General features: G+C 71.0%; 10 protein-coding genes. 8 read left to right on the forward strand and 2 right to left on the reverse strand.

The features are described from left to right. Positions 1–31: 31 nt before the first annotated feature. A complete protein-coding gene (locus tag ACLJPY_RS17930; protein WP_410589816.1) occupies positions 32–1,618 on the reverse strand; it encodes a 4-hydroxyphenylacetate 3-hydroxylase family protein in 1,587 nt (528 codons plus the stop codon). A gap of 311 nt (positions 1,619–1,929) precedes the next feature. Between ACLJPY_RS17930 and ACLJPY_RS17935 the strand changes: the two genes are divergently transcribed. The 8 genes from ACLJPY_RS17935 (at position 1,930) to cmdF (ending at position 15,247) form a co-directional block, all read left to right on the forward strand. Further along, positions 1,930–2,502 (forward strand): dihydrofolate reductase family protein, encoded by a 573-nt coding sequence (locus tag ACLJPY_RS17935; protein WP_410589817.1) that lies wholly within the window; start codon positions 1,930–1,932, stop codon positions 2,500–2,502. A 58-nt stretch (positions 2,503–2,560) separates the two neighbouring features. Beyond that, the gene (locus tag ACLJPY_RS17940; protein ID WP_410589819.1) at positions 2,561–3,346 is read left to right on the forward strand and encodes an SDR family NAD(P)-dependent oxidoreductase; all 786 of its coding nucleotides are present in this window, start codon (positions 2,561–2,563) and stop codon (positions 3,344–3,346) included. A 59-nt stretch (positions 3,347–3,405) separates the two neighbouring features. After that, entirely contained in the window at positions 3,406–4,842 is a 1,437-nt protein-coding gene (locus tag ACLJPY_RS17945) for an FAD-dependent oxidoreductase (RefSeq protein ID WP_410589821.1), read from the forward strand. 31 nt (positions 4,843–4,873) lie between these two features. Continuing rightward, positions 4,874–5,710, forward strand: a complete 837-nt coding sequence (locus ACLJPY_RS17950) for an SAM-dependent methyltransferase (protein ID WP_410589823.1) — start codon at positions 4,874–4,876, stop codon at positions 5,708–5,710. A 156-nt stretch (positions 5,711–5,866) separates the two neighbouring features. Beyond that, positions 5,867–8,041, forward strand: coding sequence for a molybdopterin-dependent oxidoreductase (locus ACLJPY_RS17955; RefSeq protein WP_410589824.1), 2,175 nt, complete (start codon positions 5,867–5,869; stop codon positions 8,039–8,041). 31 nt (positions 8,042–8,072) lie between these two features. Next, positions 8,073–9,419, forward strand: a complete 1,347-nt coding sequence (locus tag ACLJPY_RS17960) for a condensation domain-containing protein (RefSeq protein WP_410589825.1) — start codon at positions 8,073–8,075, stop codon at positions 9,417–9,419. A 22-nt stretch (positions 9,420–9,441) separates the two neighbouring features. Continuing rightward, on the forward strand, positions 9,442–10,281 hold the full coding sequence (locus ACLJPY_RS17965; RefSeq protein ID WP_410589826.1) for a class I SAM-dependent methyltransferase: 840 nt from the start codon (positions 9,442–9,444) through the stop codon (positions 10,279–10,281). 208 nt (positions 10,282–10,489) lie between these two features. Beyond that, the gene (gene cmdF / locus ACLJPY_RS17970; RefSeq protein WP_410589930.1) at positions 10,490–15,247 is read left to right on the forward strand and encodes a tyrosine 2,3-aminomutase; all 4,758 of its coding nucleotides are present in this window, start codon (positions 10,490–10,492) and stop codon (positions 15,245–15,247) included. A 145-nt stretch (positions 15,248–15,392) separates the two neighbouring features. On the opposite strand, the gene ACLJPY_RS17975 is transcribed toward cmdF, so the two are convergent. Continuing rightward, complete coding sequence (locus ACLJPY_RS17975; protein WP_410589827.1) at positions 15,393–16,610, reverse strand: cytochrome P450; 1,218 nt, start codon at positions 16,608–16,610, stop codon at positions 15,393–15,395. Positions 16,611–16,617: the final 7 nt, after the last annotated feature.

Genomic DNA, 16,617 nt, shown 5'->3' on the forward strand with positions numbered 1-16,617 from the left:
CCAGATTGCTCGGTGGCGCGCGGCGGAGCCGTCAGCCGTTGAGCATGCCGTTGCGGAGGTCTCGCAGGTGCTCGAACGAGGACAAGTCGGGCACCGTCCAACCGTCCAAGTCGTACTCGGCCATGCACTGCTCGGCGAACGCCTTGTACCCGTCGACCTCACCGCTGGCGAGCTGCGCGGAGAGCAGCTCGATGCGGGTGCTCTCGTGGCTGCCGGCGTAGTTGCGCTCGTACAGTTCGTGGCGGCCGCCGAACTCGGTGCCCACGGCGTCCCACAGCAGCTTCATCAGCTTGACCCGCTCGACCGCCTCGATGCCGCCGGACCCGCGGACGTACTTGTCGAGGTACGGCCGGATCTCCGGGTTCTTGAAGTCGTCCGCGCCGGAGTTGAGGTAGATCAGGCCGCTGGCGATGTCCTGCTCGATGATCTCCTTGACCCTCGGGTACCCGATCTGCATGAACCACCGGTACGCCAGCCCGTAGGCGGGATTGGGCAGCACGGCTCCTCCGGTCCACGGCACCGGGTTGCGCGCGGCGGCGTCGGACAGCCCCCAGAACAGGTTGCGCCAGGCCAGCACCTCGCCGAGCCGGGTCTGCACGCCGCGGAAGTCCTTGACACCGGTCACTTCCACGGCCTTGGCCAGCAGCCCGGCGATGAACTCGAGCTTCACCGCGAGGCGGGTGCAGCCGTGGAAGGTGAACCGCTCCGGGAAGCCGGACCGGCCGGTGAACAGCTGCACCTTGCCGAGGTTCCCGTAGATGAACACGTTCTCCCACGGGATGAGCACCTTGTCCAGCACGAGGATCGTGTCGTTCTCGTCGAGCCGGGACGAGAGCGGGTAGTCGAACGGGCTGCCCATCACCGCGGCCGTCGCCGCGTACGACGGCCGGCAGATCAGCTTCATGCCGGCCGCGCCCATCGGGATGGTGGCGACCAGCGCGAACTTGCGGTCCTTGATCGGCAGGCCGTAGTGGGCGATGAAGTTGTAGTGCGTCAACGCCGACCCGGTGGCCACCACCTTGGCGCCGCTGCCGACCAGTCCGCTGTCGGTTTCCTTCTCCACGTGGACGAACACGTCGGCCACCTCGTCCGGCGGGCGGTTGCGGTCCACCGGCGGGTGCACGATCGCGTGGTTCCAGTAGAGGACCTTCTCCTGCGACTCCTTGTACCAGCGCCGCGCATTGTCCTGGTACGGCGCGTAGAAGTCGGCGTTCGCGCCGAGCGTGCCGAGGAAAGCCGCCTTGTAGTCGGGGCTGCGGCCCATCCAGCCGTAGCTCATCCGCGACCACGCCGCGATGGCCTTCTGGTCGGCGACGAGGTCCTCGGCGCTGTGCGGGGTGGTGAAGAAGCGGTGGGTGTACCCGCCGCTGCCGGTGTCGGTCGGACAGGTCAGGACGTCCTTGGTCGCCGGGTCGTGCAACGCGTCGTAGAGCCTGGCCACCATCCTGGCCGGGTTGTGGAACGCGGGGTGCGCGGTGACGTCCTTGACGCGTTCGCCGTAGAGGTAGATCTCGCGGTCGTCGCGCAGGCTCTCCAGGTACTCGGCGCCGTTGAGCGGACGCGTTCCAGCACTGGACGGGCCGTCGCCACCGGCGGGACCGTGCTCCGGTTCGGCCATCGGACATCCTCTCGATGAGACCTCGCTCGCGGAAATCCCATTGTGCCGCCGGCGGCTGCCCGGCGATTCTTCACGGATGCGGTCGCGATCGCCGTTCCGGCGTCACCGACGCCATGACCCGCGACGGCGAGCCGGGATTTCTCCGAAATTGCTCAGTTCCGTTCGCAGCACCTCACGAACAGGGGAAGTACGGTCACGTCGGCGGTACGCCATTCGCACTTACGAGTAACGTGTCGTGACGTCGAAGGGGTTGCGCCGCCACCTCCTGAACGGCCGACGCGACCCCATCACCACGAAACTGGAGAAGCGCAGTGGGACGAGTAGTCATTGATATCTCGGTGTCATTGGACGGGTACGTCACCGGTCCGAACGACAACCCGGAAGACGGCCTCGGCGCGGGCGGTGACGTGCTGCACGACTGGTACCTGCACAGCACCGAGGAGGACACGCGCCTGATCGACGAGTCCGAGAAGAACCTCGGCGCCCTGATCTGCGGGCGGCGGACCTACGACAACAGCCTCAAGTACTGGGGCGACGGCGGGCCGCACGGCAAGACGCCGGTCTTCGTCGTGTCGCACAGCGTCCACGAGGACGGCCTCGCGGAAGGCAAGCCGTTCACGTTCGTCGACAACATCCAGAGCGCCCACGACCTGGCCACGAAGACCGCCGGTGACAAGGATGTCCGCATCATGGGCGGTGCGGACGTCCCCCAGCAGTTCCTCAAGGCCGGCCTGGTCGACGAGGTGACCATCCACGTCGTGCCGGCGTTCACCGGCGGCGGGCAGCGGCTGTTCGCCAACCTCGGCCCCGACGTCCGGCTGGAGCAGGCCGCGGTGGTCAGCTCCCCCGCGGTCACCCACCTGACGTTCCGCGTGGTGCGCTGAGCCGCGGCCGGCCTCACATTCGTCCACCGCGCTTCCGAACCGCAATGCGGGAGATGAAGTGCAGGTCGGCGGGTGTGAGGCTGGCTGCATGGCTGAATTCGACGGCAAAACCGTCCTCATTACCGGCGGTGGGAGCGGTATCGGTCTCGCCACCGCGAGGCAACTGGTCGAGTTCGGGGCCAACGTGGTCCTCGCCGGTCGCCGCGTCGAAAAGATCGACGCCGCGGCGAAGGAGCTCGACCCCACCGGGGCACGGGTGCTGGCCGTGGCGGCCGACGTGTCGCGCACCGAGGACATCGACGAACTGATCGGCCGCATCCGGCACGGCTTCGGCCGCCTGGACGGCATTTTCGCGAACGCGGGCGTGTCTTTTTCCGCCCCGAGCGCCCTGGTCACCGAAACCGATTTCGACCGCGTGGTCGGCATCAATTTCAAGGGCGCGTTCTTCACCATCCAGAAAGCGCTGACCCTGTTCGACGGCGGCGGCGCCGTGGTGGTCAACGGCACCTGCCTCGCCCACCGCGGCATGGCACCGGCGTCGGTGTACGCCGCGACGAAGGCCGCCGTGACGAACCTGACCCGCTCGCTCGCCGCCGATCTGGCCGGCCGGGGCATCCGCGTCAACGCCGTCAGCCCCGGGTTCATCGAGACCGACATGTTCGACGAGGTGGCTCCGGTCGAACAGGCCCGCGAGATGATCCGCGGCCTCCACCCGCTCGGCCGGCTCGGCAAGCCCGAGGACGTCGCCGAGGCGGTGGCTTTCCTGCTGTCCGAGCGCGCCTCCTTCATCACCGGTCAGGACCTCGGCGTCGACGGCGGCCTGGTGAGCTCCTTCCCGGCGTGACGGCCTCGAGCCATCGCCCGTTCCGGAATGTCAACCCACGTAACAAGGAGGTGACCGCGATGGCCCAGGAGTCTGGGACCCGCGCGGTGGTGCTCGGTGGCAGCATTGCCGGGTTGTTCGCGGCCAGGGTACTCGCGGACGCCTACGACGAGGTCCGGATCGTGGACCGCGACAAGATCGTCGGCCTGAGGGGACCACGCAAGACCCTGCCGCTGAGCTACCAGGCGAACGGCCTGCTCGCCAGGGGCGTGCACATCATGGAGGAGCTGTTCCCCGGTATCGTCCAGCAGCTGGTCGACGACGGCATCCCGAAGGGTGACCTGTCCGGCAGCTGCCGCTGGTACGCCCAGGGCAACCGGCTCGCGCAGAAGGACGGCGACCTGATCACCCTCGGCGTGCTCCGGCCGGTGCTGGAGTTCTACATCCGTGAGCGGGTCCAGGCGCTGCCCAACGTGGTCTTCGTCGAGCAGCACGACATCGTCGGCATCGTCACGACGCCGGACAAGACCAAGGTCATCGGCGCCCGGGTCCAGGCCCGCGGCTCGAAGAGCGACCAGGTCATCGACGCCGACCTCGTCGTCGACGCGACCGGGCGCGGCTCGCGGACCCCGGTCTGGCTGGAGCAGCTCGGCTACGAGCGCCCGGAGGAAGAGCGCAAGAAGATCGACCTGGTCTACGTGACGCAGCACTACAAGCTGCGTCCCGGCGCGGACCCCTTCCAGGGCGACGTGGCCATCAACCAGATCGCGTTCCCGGCCAACCCCCGGGGAAACGTCTTCTTCAAGACCAGCGACGGCCAGCTTGAGCTGACCACCTACGGTCTGCTCGGCGACCACCCGCCCGCCGACCAGGACGGCCTCTACCGGTGGCTCAAGTCGTTGCCGGCCAAGGACGTCTACGAGACGCTCCGCTACGCCGACCCCGTCGACAAGCCGGTGCTGTACCGGTTCCCGACCACCCTGCGCCGCCACTACCAGAAGCTGACCCGCTTCCCGGACAACCTGCTGGTCACCGGCGACGCGATCACCTGCTTCAACCCGGTGTACGCCCAGGGCATGAGCGTCGCGGCGCTGTGCGCGATGACCATGCGCCAGCACCTGCACAGCGGCGCGGCTCCGGTGCCGCTGGACTACTTCCGCGATCTGGCGGCGGACGCCATCGACGCGTCGTGGGACCTGACCAACACCGTCGACCTGAGCTTCCCCGGGGTGAAGGGCGAACGGCCGCTCAAGCTGAAGTTCGCCAACTGGTTCCTGAAGAAGATCCAGATCGCCGCCACCCACGACCGCGACATCACCGCCAAGTACTACCAGGTGGCCGGCCTGATGGCGCCGCAGGAGTCGCTGATGAAGCCCGGCTTCATCCTCCGCGTGCTGCTGAAGTCGCTGCGCGGGCCGTCGAAGGAGAGCCAGCAGCCCTACGTCTACCAGGCGCCGGCGGGCGTCGAGCCGGTGTTCGAGGACATCTACACGCCGGCCGCGCCCAAGGCCGCCTGACGGTCGTCGCCCGACCAGTTACGGAGCTGACATGAGCAACGACCACGGGATACCGGACGCCGAAGAGACCGACCAGTACTACGACGTCGTCAACGAGATCTTCGCCGAGCTGTGGGACGAGAACTTCCACCACGGCTACTGGGATTCCGACGAGGATCAAAGCTCCAACCGGGAAGCGTGCGACAAGCTGACCGACCTGGTCATCGAACGGTCCGGGGACACCGACGGCGCCCGGCTGCTCGACGTCGGCTGCAGCATCGGCCTGCCGGTCTTCCGGCTGGCCGGGCAGTCGCCGACGGTGACGGTCGTCGGCCTGTCGAACAACGCCGCCCAGGTGAACGAGGCCAACCGCCGGTCGGCCGAGCTCGGTCTCGCCGACCGGATCACGTTCGACACGGCCGACGCCCTCGCCATGCCCTACGCCGACGACTCGTTCGACATCGTGTGGGTGTTCGAGACGCTGCCGCACCTGGACCGGCTGGCGGCCCTCAAGGAGGTCAACCGGGTGCTCAAGCCGGGCGGCCGGGTCGTCATCGGCGACATCTACCTCAACGCCCAGCCGAACGAGCACGACCTCGCGCTGGTGCGCGAGCACGAGGCGACGAACGCGTTCAGCCCGTTCCTGCTGGAGCACGAGTACCGCGAGGTGATCGCCAGTTCGGGCCTGGAGCTGCGGGAGCTGAAGGACATCAGCGCCCAGACCCACCGCACCGGGCTGCGGATGAACGAGACGGTGAACGAGCGGTACGACGAGCTGGTCGCCCGCTACTCCGAGGAGATCATCCCGCTGCTCGACGTCGTCCGCGACCCGGCCGGACGGCTGAAGGAGATCGGCTACGTGCTCGTCGTGGCGCACAAGGCCGGATGATCGGCCACTGTCCACACTGGACATGAAGGACCCGGGTGGTCCCGGCCGTGCCGAACGCCGGGACCACCAGTGGTCGTGCACCCGATCGGACCTCCGCTCCGGCAACCGGTTCCGACGAGCGCGGCCGGCACCGCACGCAACCATCCTGGAGTTTCGATGACCACCGCGCACCGCACCTGTCCGCTCTGCCAGGCCGTCTGCGGGCTGCGGCTGACCCTCGACGACGCCGGGCACGTCACGAACGTCAAGGGCGACGGCGAGGACCCGTTCTCGAAGGGCTTCATCTGCCCGAAGGGCGCCAGCCTCGGCCGGATCGACGAGGACCCCGACCGCCTGCGCCGGCCGATGGTCCGCACCGGCGAACAGTGGCGCGAAGTCTCGTGGGACGAGGCGTTCGCCGAGGTCGAGCGCGGCTTCACCGGCGTCACCGAGGCGCACGGCCGCGACGCCGTCGCCGTCTTCTTCGGCAACCCGACCTACCACACCATGGCCGGCTTCCTGTACCGGATGCCGCTGATCCAGTCGCTGAACACCCGCAACGTCTACTCGTCCGGCACGCTCGACCACATGCCGAAGCACGTGGCCGTCGGGCACGTGTACGGCGACCCGTTCGCCATCTCGGTGCCCGACCTCGACCGCACCGACTACCTGCTGATCATCGGCGCGAACCCGCTGGAGTCGAACGGATCGCTGGCCGCGGCACCCGACTACCCCCGCCGCCTCAAGGAGCTGCGTGCGCGCGGCGGCAAGTTCGTCGTGGTCGACCCGCGCCGCACCAGGACCGCCGCGTTCGCCGACGACCACCTCGCCATCCGGCCGGGCACCGACCCCTGCCTGCTGCTCGCCATCGTCGACACGCTGCTCACCGAGGACCTGGCCACCGTCACGCTGGACGTCAACGGCCTCGGCGAGCTGCGTGAGCTGGCCGCGGAGTTCCCCGCACCGGTCGCGGAACGGATCTGCGGAGTGCCGGCCGAGGACATCGTCCGGATCGCCCGTGAGCTGGCGGCGGCGCCGACGGCTGTCGTGTACGCCCGCATCGGCGCCTCGACGGTCGAGTTCGGCACGCTGGCGCACTGGCTCGTCGAAGTGATCAACGTCCTGACCGGCAACCTGGACTCGACCGGCGGCGCCATGTTCGCCCGGCCGGCGACGCTCGAGGTGTACCGCACCGGCCAGCCCTTCCGGACCGGGAACTTCCACAGCCGGGTCCGCGGCCTGCCGGAGGCGCTCGGCGAGCTGCCCGCCGCCACGCTGGCCGACGAGATCGAGACCCCGGGCGAAGGGCAGATCCGGGCGTTGATCACGCTCGCGGCCAACCCGGTGCTCGCCGCGCCCAACGGCCCCCGGCTCGACCGGGCGCTCGAGGACCTCGACTTCATGGTCTGCGTCGACCCGTACCTCAACGAGACCACCAAGCACGCCAACGTGATCCTGCCGCCGCCACGCATCACGCAGATGCCGCACTACGACTTCCTGCTCTCGATGGTCACGGTCCGCAACTACGCCCGGTACTCCCCTCCGGTGCTGCCGCTGGACCCCGGCCAGCGGTCCGAAGCCGAGATCATGGGCCGGCTGACGCTGATCGCGGCCGGCGCCGGCGCGGCGGCCGATCCGGCCGGTGTCGACGAGATGATCATCGGCCAGCTGCTCGAGGGCGCCGTCCAGATGCCCGGCTCGCCGGTGGCGGGCATGGACCCGGCGGTCCTGCGGGCCACGCTGGAGGGCGACAGCGGCCCGGAGCTGCTCCTGGACGTGCTGCTCAAGTTCGGCGGCCACGGCCTGTCGCTGGCCGAGCTCAAGGCGAACCCGCACGGGATCGACCTCGGCCCGCTCGAGCCGCGGCTCAAGGAGATCCTGTGCACGGCGTCCGGGCGGGTCGAGCTCGCCCCGCCGGCCATCGTCGACGACCTCGCGCGGCTCCGCGCGCACCTCGCCGCGCCCGCGCCGGAGGTCGTGCTGGTCGGGCGGCGCCAGCTGCGCTCCAGCAACAGCTGGCTGCACAACGTCGAGTCGCTCGTCGGCGGCAGCAACCGCTGCACGCTGCGCGTCAACCCGGCCGACGTGGCGAAGTTCGGGCTCGGCGACCGCGCGGTCGTGCGCTCGGCCAGGGGCGAGCTGGTCGTCGACGTCGAGACCGACGACGCGATCAGGCCCGGCGTGGTGAGCCTGCCGCACGGGTGGGGGCACGCCGGCGGACGGCAGCGGGTCGCGGTGGCGACCTCCGGCGTCAACGCGAACGCGCTGACCGACGAGTTCGTCGTGGACGTTCCGTCCGGCAACGCGGTGTTCAACGGCATTCCGGTCACGGTGAGCCCGTACCCGGCGTGAGCCTGTCCAAGCGGAACCGAACGGTGGAGCGATGAGAGACGAGACTGCGGGCGCGGGCCGGATCCCGCTTTCGGTCAACCAAGAATTCATGTGCATGTTCGACAAGGGCGACGACGAGGGTCCCTTCGGCCCCCGCTACCACATCGTGTACGGCTGGCGCGTCCGTGGCGCCGTCGACCTCGGCCTGCTGCAGGGCGCGCTGGACGACGTGGTCGCCCGCAACGAGGTGCTGCGCACCGAGGTGGTCCGGGACGCCGAGCCCAAGCACCAGCGGATCCACGAGCCGAGCTCGCCGGAGCTGGTCGTGCGCGACCTCACCGGCGTCGCGCCGGACAACCGGGACCGGGCCGCCGAGGAACTGCTGATCGAGGTCGAGGCCGACGAGTACAGCATCCGGGAGCTGCCGCTGCTGCGCGCCGTGCTCGGCCGGTTCGACGAGCACGACTCGGTGCTCGCGCTCATCGCCCACCACACGGTCTCCGACGGCTGGTCGATGCAGCTGATCATCAAGGAGCTCGCGGAGTGCTACGCGGCCAGGAGCGAGCACCGCGCACCCGACCTGCCGGAGGTCAGGCAGTACCAGGAGTACACGCGCTGGGAGGCGACCACCACCACCGACGAGGCGCTGGCCAAGCCGAGCGAGTTCTGGCTGGACAAGCTCGCCGGCGCCCAGATCACCGCGGTCCCGACCGACTTCCGCCGCTCCGACGACCTGCCGAAGAACACCTCGGTGGAGCGCTACCTGGTCGACCCGGACGTGACGGCCGCGACGCTGGAGCTGGCGCGGTCGATGCGCAGCTCCCCGTTCATGGTGCTGCTGGCGGCCTACAAGGTGCTGCTGCGGGAGATCACCGGGACCGACGACATCACCGTCACCACGATCATGTCGGGCCGCGGCCAGGCCCGGTTCGAGGAGACGATCGGCTCGTTCTTCAACCTCGTTCCGCTGCGGACGGACCTGACCGGCTGCGGCAGCTTCCGGGAGGTCGTCGAGCGGACGCGCAAGACCTGCATCAGCGCGCTCACCCGGCAGATCCCGTTCCTCCGGCTCCTGTCGGACGCGCCGGAGCTCGGCGCCCCCTACGCCGCCGACGACGCCGCGGTGGTCGCGTTCCAGGTCTTCCAGTTCCCGTTCGTGATGGCCGCGCAGCGGGTCGGCGACCTGGAGTACTCCGAGATCCGCAAGCGCCTGCTGCCGGCCGAGGTGAGCACGGACATCCCCGACGGTGCTTTGTGGACACTCGACATCGACCCGGCCGGCAACGAGATGATCGGCCAGATGCAGTTCAACAGCAACCTCTTCGAGGCGAGCACCGTGCGGACCATGGTGTCCCAGTTCCAGCAGGTGCTGAAGAAGTCAGTGTTGTCCCCGGACTAGACGGAAGCGTTAGAGGTGCCGAATGACCGCAATGGGTGACGACGCCGCCGAAGCGGCCGAGATCGGCAAGCACTACGACGAGCGTTCCCCCATCGGCGACGAGTTCCGCGATGGCCAGCTGCACATGTGGTACTTCTACGACCGCGAGGACAGTGCTCCGCTGGCCGAGGCGGTCGGCCGGATCACCAGGAAGGTCACCGACACGCTCGGGCTGCGGCCCGGCGAGTCGGTGCTCGACGCCGGCTGCGGCCCCGGCACGACCGCGATCGGCATGGCCGAACGGTTCGGCGCCCGGGTCACCGGCGTCACCGTCAGCCGGTTCGAGGTCGACCGGGCCACCGAACGCGCGCGGGCGAGCGAGGCCGGCGACTTGGTGACCTTCGAGTACGGCGACTTCATGGCGCTGGAGTACCCGGAAGGCACGTTCGACGCCGTGCTCGCGCTCGAGTCGCTGCAGAACGCGCCGGACCTGGCCCAGGTGATCCGGGAGCTGTACCGGGTGCTGCGGCCGGGCGGGCGGCTGTCCTTCTCGGACTTCAGCGCCGGTGCGCCCGGCCCGCCGGACCGGTTGGCGAAGTTCATGGAGACGCTGCGGCTGAGCAGGCTGCCGAGTCTCGAGCAGTGGTGCGAGCACCTGCGTGCCGCCGGTTTCCAGATCGAGGAGTTCACCCAGTGCGGGCCCCGGGTGCTCGGCCGCAAGGCGAAGTACATCGAGGCCGCGCTGGTCCGCCGCCAGGAGATCGCCGCCAAGTTCGGCGAGGCGGCGCTCAGCGAGTTCGCCGAGCAGCACCACGGCTTCTTCGCTCCCCGCAAGGACCAGGTCGGCTACGTGATCATCGCGGCTCGCAAGCCGTACCGCTGAGCGTCAAAAGTCCAATGTGGACGAACGGCCGGGTCGCGATGCGGCCCGGCCATTCTTTTCCTGTTGTGCCGCAAGCAATCCGCGAGACAACCTCGGCGCATGACAGGAGATGCGGCGGCCATCCGGCGAGTGTGATCCTGAATCGTACGGAACTGTGGATCCTTGATCAACGCCGCGAGCACACGAGACGGAGGGCCGGGTGAAGAAGATGGCGCTCGACCCGGACGTCTCCCGTTCCGTCACCTCGCCCGCACAGGACGGCTGGTGGTACCTGTCGCAGGTGGACGGTCACGGTCCCGCGATCCGGCTCGCCCACCGGGTCACCGGCCCGCTCGACCTCGGGGCCCTGCGGGACGCGTGGCGCGTCCTCGCCCACCGGCACGAAGCACTGCGCACGACGCTGCCCGCACCCGACGGCGTCCCGCTGCGGCAGGTCAGCACCGAGGCGACCACCGAACTGCGGGTCGTGGCCGACGCGGCGCCGGAGACCACGGAGCTCGGCACCGGGCCGCTCGTCCGGCTCACCGCCGTCGCCCGCGGTCCCGCCGAGCACCTGCTGGTGCTGGACGCCCAGCGCGCCGTCGTGGACCACGGGTCCGCGGCCATCCTGCTCGACGAGCTGTCCGCGTGCTACACCGCGATCGTCGCGGGCGTGCGGCCGGCCCTGCCGCCGCTGCCCGCCCAGGGGTACACGGACTTCGCGCGGTGGCAGCGGGCGCACGCCGAGGCACCGGAGGCGCGCCGCGCACTCGACTGGTGGACTTCGGCGCTGACCCCGCCGCCTCCGCCGCTGAACCTGCCGGCCGATCGGCCGGAGCGGGACGGCCCCGCGGGCCCGGGCGGCGTCCTGGAGTTCGCGTGGGACGGCGTCGGCACCGCGGTCTCCGCCCTCGCCGCGGCCGAGGACACCACGGACGACGTCGTGCTGCTCGCCGCGTTCCAGGTGCTGCTGCACCGGCTGAGCGGCGCGGACCGCGTGTCGGTCGGCGTGCCGGTCGACCTCCGCCGGCCCGGTGACGCCGGGCAGGTCGGCGTGTTCGAGAACCTCGTCGTGCTCGGTGCCGGCTTCGCGGACGAGCCGGCGTTCGATGCGCACCTGCGCCGGGTCGCGGCCACCGCGCGCACCGCCCGCGCCCACGCGGACGTCCCGTTCGACCGGGTGGTGCGGGCGGTGTGCACCGACCGCGACCCGCTCCGGACGCCGCTGGTGGACGCCGTGCTGGTACCCGCGGCGCGGCCGGTGCTGCGCCTGGCCGGCACCGAGGTCCGCGCCGTCGCGGTGGACCGCACGACGGTCACGGCCGACCTGACGCTGACCGTCCACCGGGCCGGCGACGCCGTCGCCGGTTCGCTCGCCTACCGCGCGAGCCTGTTCGACCCGGGCACCGCCCGCCGGCTCCTCGACCAGCTCCACACGCTGCTCACCGCCGCGCTCGACCGGCCGGCCCGGCCGGTCGGCGAACTGCCGCTCGTGCCGGCGGACCGGCTCCGCGCCGCCACCCGCGCCGCGGACCTGACCACCGAGGCGGCCCGCGGGACCAGCGTGAGCGCACGGGTACACGCGTTCGCCGAAGCGCACCCGGACGCACCGGCCGTGTCCTTCGGCGGTGCCACGGTGAGTTACGGCGAACTGGTCGCGGCCGCGGGCGCGGTCACCAGAGCGCTGCGGCGCCACCACCCCGACGGCGCCGCGGTCGCGGTGCGGCTGCCCCAGGGACCGCACCAGGTCGCGGCGCTGCTCGGGGTCCTCGACGCGGGTGCGCACCTGGTGTGCCTCGGCACCGGCGACGCGGGAGAGCGCGGCCGGGCCGTCCTCGCCGAACTGCGGCCGGTCTGCCTGCTGGTGCGCGGCGACGCGGGAGCGGACGACCTCGCCCGGTGGTTCCGCGACGACCTGGGCGGCCGGGTGCTGGACACCGGCGACCTCGGCGAGCCCGGCGCGGCGGTCCCCGTGCGCGCCCGGCCGGACGCCCGCGCCTACGTCGCCTACACCTCCGGCTCGACCGGACGGCCCAAGGGGATCCCCACCACCCACGCGAGCCTCGCCCAGTTCGTGGGCTGGTTCGCCGGCGAGTTCGGCATCGGCCCGGGTTCCCGGCTCGCGCAGTGGGCCGCCGCCGGCTACGACGCCGGCCTGATCGAGACCTTCGCCGCCCTCACCGCGGGCGCGACGCTGTGCCTGGTGCCCGACCGGATCCGGGCGCACCCGGAAAAGATCGTCGGCTGGCTGGCCACCGAAGGGATCACGGCCTTCCAGACCGTGCCCACCTTCGCCAGGGAGATCCTCAAGGCCGTCACGGCCGCCGACGCGGCCGGCTCCCTCACCGCCATCGACCACCTCCTGCTGGCCGGCGAGGCGCTGCCGGGCGCGCTCGCGAACGCGGCGCGCGCGGTGCTGCCGCGGGCCCGGCTGGTCAACCTCTACGGACCCACCGAGACGATCCTGGCCACCTGGCACGAGGTCACGGGCGAGACGGCGGGGGTCGTCCCGATCGGACGGCCGATCCCGGGCCGGCAGGTCCTCGTGCTCGACGACCGGGACCGCCCGTGCCCGAACGGGGTCACCGGGCACATCGTCGTCCTGAGCCCGCACGTCACGACCGGGTACACCGGTGCGGCGGCCGGCGAGCGCGCGGCGTTCGAACCGCCCGCCGATCCGGCGGCGCACGGCATCGCCCCCGTCCGCTGCTACCGGACCGGTGACCTCGGCCGCCTCCGGTGGGACGGCTCGCTGGAGTTCATCGGCCGCCGGGACTCGCAGGTGAAGTTCCAGGGCGTCCGGGTCGAGCTCACCGACCTCGAGACCGCGCTCACCGAGTGCGAGTCCGTCGCCGAGTGCGCCGTCACCGCGGTCGCGGGCGCGGACGGGCTGGTGACCCGCCTGGTCGCCCACATCGTGCCCGCGCGGGACGAGACGGGGGCGGCGCTCGGCTCCGCCGCGGACTGGCGCGCCGCGGTGCGGGCGAGGTTCGGCCGGTCGAAGTACCCCCTGTCGTTCCACACCGTGCTCGGGCTGCCCCGCAACCTCGGCGGCAAGGTGGACCGCCGCCGGCTGCCGGTGCCCGCCGCCACCACGGCGGCGCCGGCCGGGACGCCTGCGTCCACTGTGGACGAGACGCTCGCCGCGGTCTGGTCCGGCGTGCTCGGCGCCGCACCGGCGGGCGCGGACGAAAGCTTCTTCACCGCCGGCGGCCACTCTCTCCTCGTACCCGTTCTGCTCGGCCGGGTTCGCGAGCGGGTGGGCATCGAGGTGCCGCTGCGGGAGTTCCTTGCCGACCCCACGATCACGGGCCTTTCGGCCCGGGCCGGTTCGCCGAGTGAGAGTACAAGCAGTTCCCGAAACCAGGATTGGGTGAGAAGCGTGGCCCCTGTTGACAGCACGACGCCGTCGCTGGAGTTCGACGGCTACAAACTCGACATCGCAGGCATCCGGCGGGTCGCGGAGGACCGGGCACCGGTGAAGGTGGCGGCCTCCGCCCTGGACCGGGCCGCGCGCAGCCGGGTGATCTTCGAGGACACGGTCCGGGACGGCGTCCCCGTCTACGGCGTCACGACCGGCTACGGCGAGATGATCTACATGCTGGTCGACGTCTCCAAGGAGACCGAGCTGCAGACGAACCTGGTCCGCAGCCACAGCGCGGGCGTCGGCCCGATCTTCGCCGAAGACGAGGCCCGCGCGATCCTGGCCGCCCGGCTCAACGCACTGGCCAAGGGCTACTCCGCGGTGCGGCCCGAGCTGCTCGAGCGGCTCGCGCTCTACCTCAACCTCGGGATCGTCCCGGCCATCCCGGAGATCGGCTCGCTGGGGGCGAGCGGCGACCTCGGCCCGCTCGCGCACATCGCGTCCACGGTCATCGGCGAGGGCTACGTGCTGAGCGAAGGCGGCAAGACGGGCACCGGCCCGGTGCTGGCCGGCCACGGCATCACCCCGCTCGACCTGAAGTTCAAGGAGGGCCTGGCGCTGATCAACGGCACCTCCGCGATGACCGGCCTCGGCGCGCTCGTGGTCGGCCGCGCGCTGGACCAGGTGCGCCAGGCGGAGCTGGTCACCGCGCTGGTCGTCGAGACGATGCAGGGCTCCACCAGCCCGTTCCAGGCCGAGGGCCACGACCTCGCCCGGCCGCACCGCGGCCAGATCGACAACGCGGCCAACATGCGGGAACTGCTGCGCGGCAGCGCGCTCGCGGTCGAGCACGCCGACCTGCGCCGCCAGGCCAAGGAGCAGCAGAGCGACGGTGACGTCTCGCGCACCGACGTCTACCTGCAGAAGGCCTACACGCTGCGCGCGATCCCGCAGGTCGTCGGCGCGGTGCGGAACACCCTGTACCACGCGGCGGAGACGATCGAGACCGAGCTCAACTCCTCGAACGACAACCCGCTGTTCTTCGAGGGCAAGGAAATCTTCCACGGCGCGAACTTCCACGGCCAGCCGGTCGCGTTCGTGCTGGACTTCGTGACGATCGCCCTCACCCAGCTCGGCGTGTTCTCCGAGCGCCGCACCAACCGGTTGCTCAACCGGTACCTGTCCGGCCTGCCCGAGTTCCTCGTGGCCGCCGACCCGGGCCTCAACTGCGGGTTCGCGGGCGCGCAGTACCCGGCCACCGCGCTGGTCGCGGAGAACCGGACCATCGGCCCGGCCAGCACCCAGAGCGTCCCGTCCAACGGTGACAACCAGGACGTGGTCAGCATGGGCCTGATCGCCGGCCGCAACGCGCGACGGGTGCTGTCGAACAACAACTACATCCTCGCGGTCGAGTTCCTGTCCGCGGCGCAGGCGGTCGACGTGTCCGGGCGCCACGCGGGACTCAGCCCGGCCTCGCGGCTGACCTACGACAAGATCCGGTCGCTGGTGCCGACGCTGGAGCAGGACCGCTACATGGCCGACGACATCGAGCGGGTGGCCGCCGCCATCGCCAAGGGCGAGTTCCTGTCCGCCCTCGACGGCACCGGCATCCAGCTGCGCTGAGCCCGGCGGCGAACGGTCCCGTACCCCGGCCGGGGTGCGGGACCGTTCGTCTGTGCGCCACCGATGTCCTCGAGCCACGGTGCAAACGACTGCGCCCGCCGCCCTGCGTGTGCAGGACGGCGGGCGTGCCGTTGTCGTCGTGGCTTCAGCCGAAGCGCAGGGGGAGCGAGTTCGGCCCGTGGATGCCGATCGGGGGACGCCAGGTCAACGGGCCGTCGACGGCCGGGGGACCCAGCCGGGTGGCGAGCGCGGGCAGGGCCTCGGCCAGTTCGGCTTTGGCGAGCGCGATGCCGAGGCAGTGGTGCGGTCCCGCGCCGAACTGCAGGAGCGGGGCCTCGCACGGCACCTCGATGTCGAAGGCCGAGGCGCCCGAGAAGACCCGGGGGTCGCGCTGGGCGGCCGTCACGCACACCGTCAGGAACGTGTCCTTGGCGATGGGCAGGCCCTGGTACTCGAAGTCCTCCGCGGCGAACCGGTAGATCGTCGGCGACGACGGCAGCCAGCGCATCACCTCGTCGACCGCCTGGTCCGCCAGCTCCGGGCGGCGGCCCAGCAGCCGCCACTGGTCCGGGTGCCGGGCGAACGCGACCATCGCGTTGGCGAGCTGGTGGCGGGTCGTGTCGTGTGCGGCGAACACCGTGGTGACGATGAGGTTCCGCAGCTCGGCCGGGCTGACCAGCGGGTCGTCCCGCTGGGCGGCGACCAGCGCGGAGATGAGGTCGCCGGCCGGTTCGGCCGACTTCCGCGCCACCAGCGCGTCGATGTACTCGCCGAGGCCGACGAGAGCGGCCTCCACGCGGGCCACGACGTCGCCGCCGAGCGCGATGCTGAAGACCAGGCCGACGTCCGTCGTCCAGGTGTGGAAGACGTCGTGGTCCTCGGGCGGCACGCCGAGCATCTCGCTCATCACCGCGAGCGGCAGCGGGTTGGCGAAGTCCTCGATGAACTCGCACTCCCCCGCCGCGGCGAGGTCCCCGGCCAGCTTTTCGGCCCGGGTCCGGATGAACGGGCGCAGCCCGGCGATCGTCTTCGGCGTGAACGCCTTGCCCACCAGGCCGCGCAGGCGGCGGTGGTGCGCCCCGTCGTGGTTCATGATCATCGGGACGAACCAGTCGTGGATCGGCCCGCCGGTGACGCCGTTCATCTCCATGAAGCGCTTGCCGTTGTGGTCGAGCCGCTGATCGCGCAGCAGTGCGTGCCCCTCGGCGTACCGCAGGACGAGGAGGCCCACCGGGCTTTCCGCGTACCAGTTCTTCGCCTGCGCCTCGGCCACCTCCGGGGTGCCGAAGCCGAACCCGGGCGCGGTGACGTCCAGGAAGGGCACCGCACCGGACGGCGTACCACTGTCCACTGTGTTCGACATGCGCGTG

Source organism: Amycolatopsis sp. lyj-23, from assembly GCF_046549135.1.
In the GTDB taxonomy this organism is placed as follows: Bacteria; Actinomycetota; Actinomycetes; order Mycobacteriales; family Pseudonocardiaceae; genus Amycolatopsis.

Excerpts from the sequence above, each read along its gene's own strand:
- ACLJPY_RS17930 (WP_410589816.1), bottom strand. The coding sequence starts at position 1,618 with ATGGCCGAACCGGAGCACGGTCCCGCCGGTGGCGACGGCCCGTCCAGT.
- ACLJPY_RS17965 (WP_410589826.1), top strand. The coding sequence starts at position 9,442 with ATGACCGCAATGGGTGACGACGCCGCCGAAGCGGCCGAGATCGGCAAG.
- ACLJPY_RS17960 (WP_410589825.1), top strand. The coding sequence starts at position 8,073 with ATGAGAGACGAGACTGCGGGCGCGGGCCGGATCCCGCTTTCGGTCAAC.
- ACLJPY_RS17975 (WP_410589827.1), bottom strand. The coding sequence starts at position 16,610 with ATGTCGAACACAGTGGACAGTGGTACGCCGTCCGGTGCGGTGCCCTTC.
- ACLJPY_RS17950 (WP_410589823.1), top strand. The coding sequence starts at position 4,874 with ATGAGCAACGACCACGGGATACCGGACGCCGAAGAGACCGACCAGTAC.
- cmdF (WP_410589930.1), top strand. The coding sequence starts at position 10,490 with ATGGCGCTCGACCCGGACGTCTCCCGTTCCGTCACCTCGCCCGCACAG.
- ACLJPY_RS17945 (WP_410589821.1), top strand. The coding sequence starts at position 3,406 with ATGGCCCAGGAGTCTGGGACCCGCGCGGTGGTGCTCGGTGGCAGCATT.
- ACLJPY_RS17955 (WP_410589824.1), top strand. The coding sequence starts at position 5,867 with ATGACCACCGCGCACCGCACCTGTCCGCTCTGCCAGGCCGTCTGCGGG.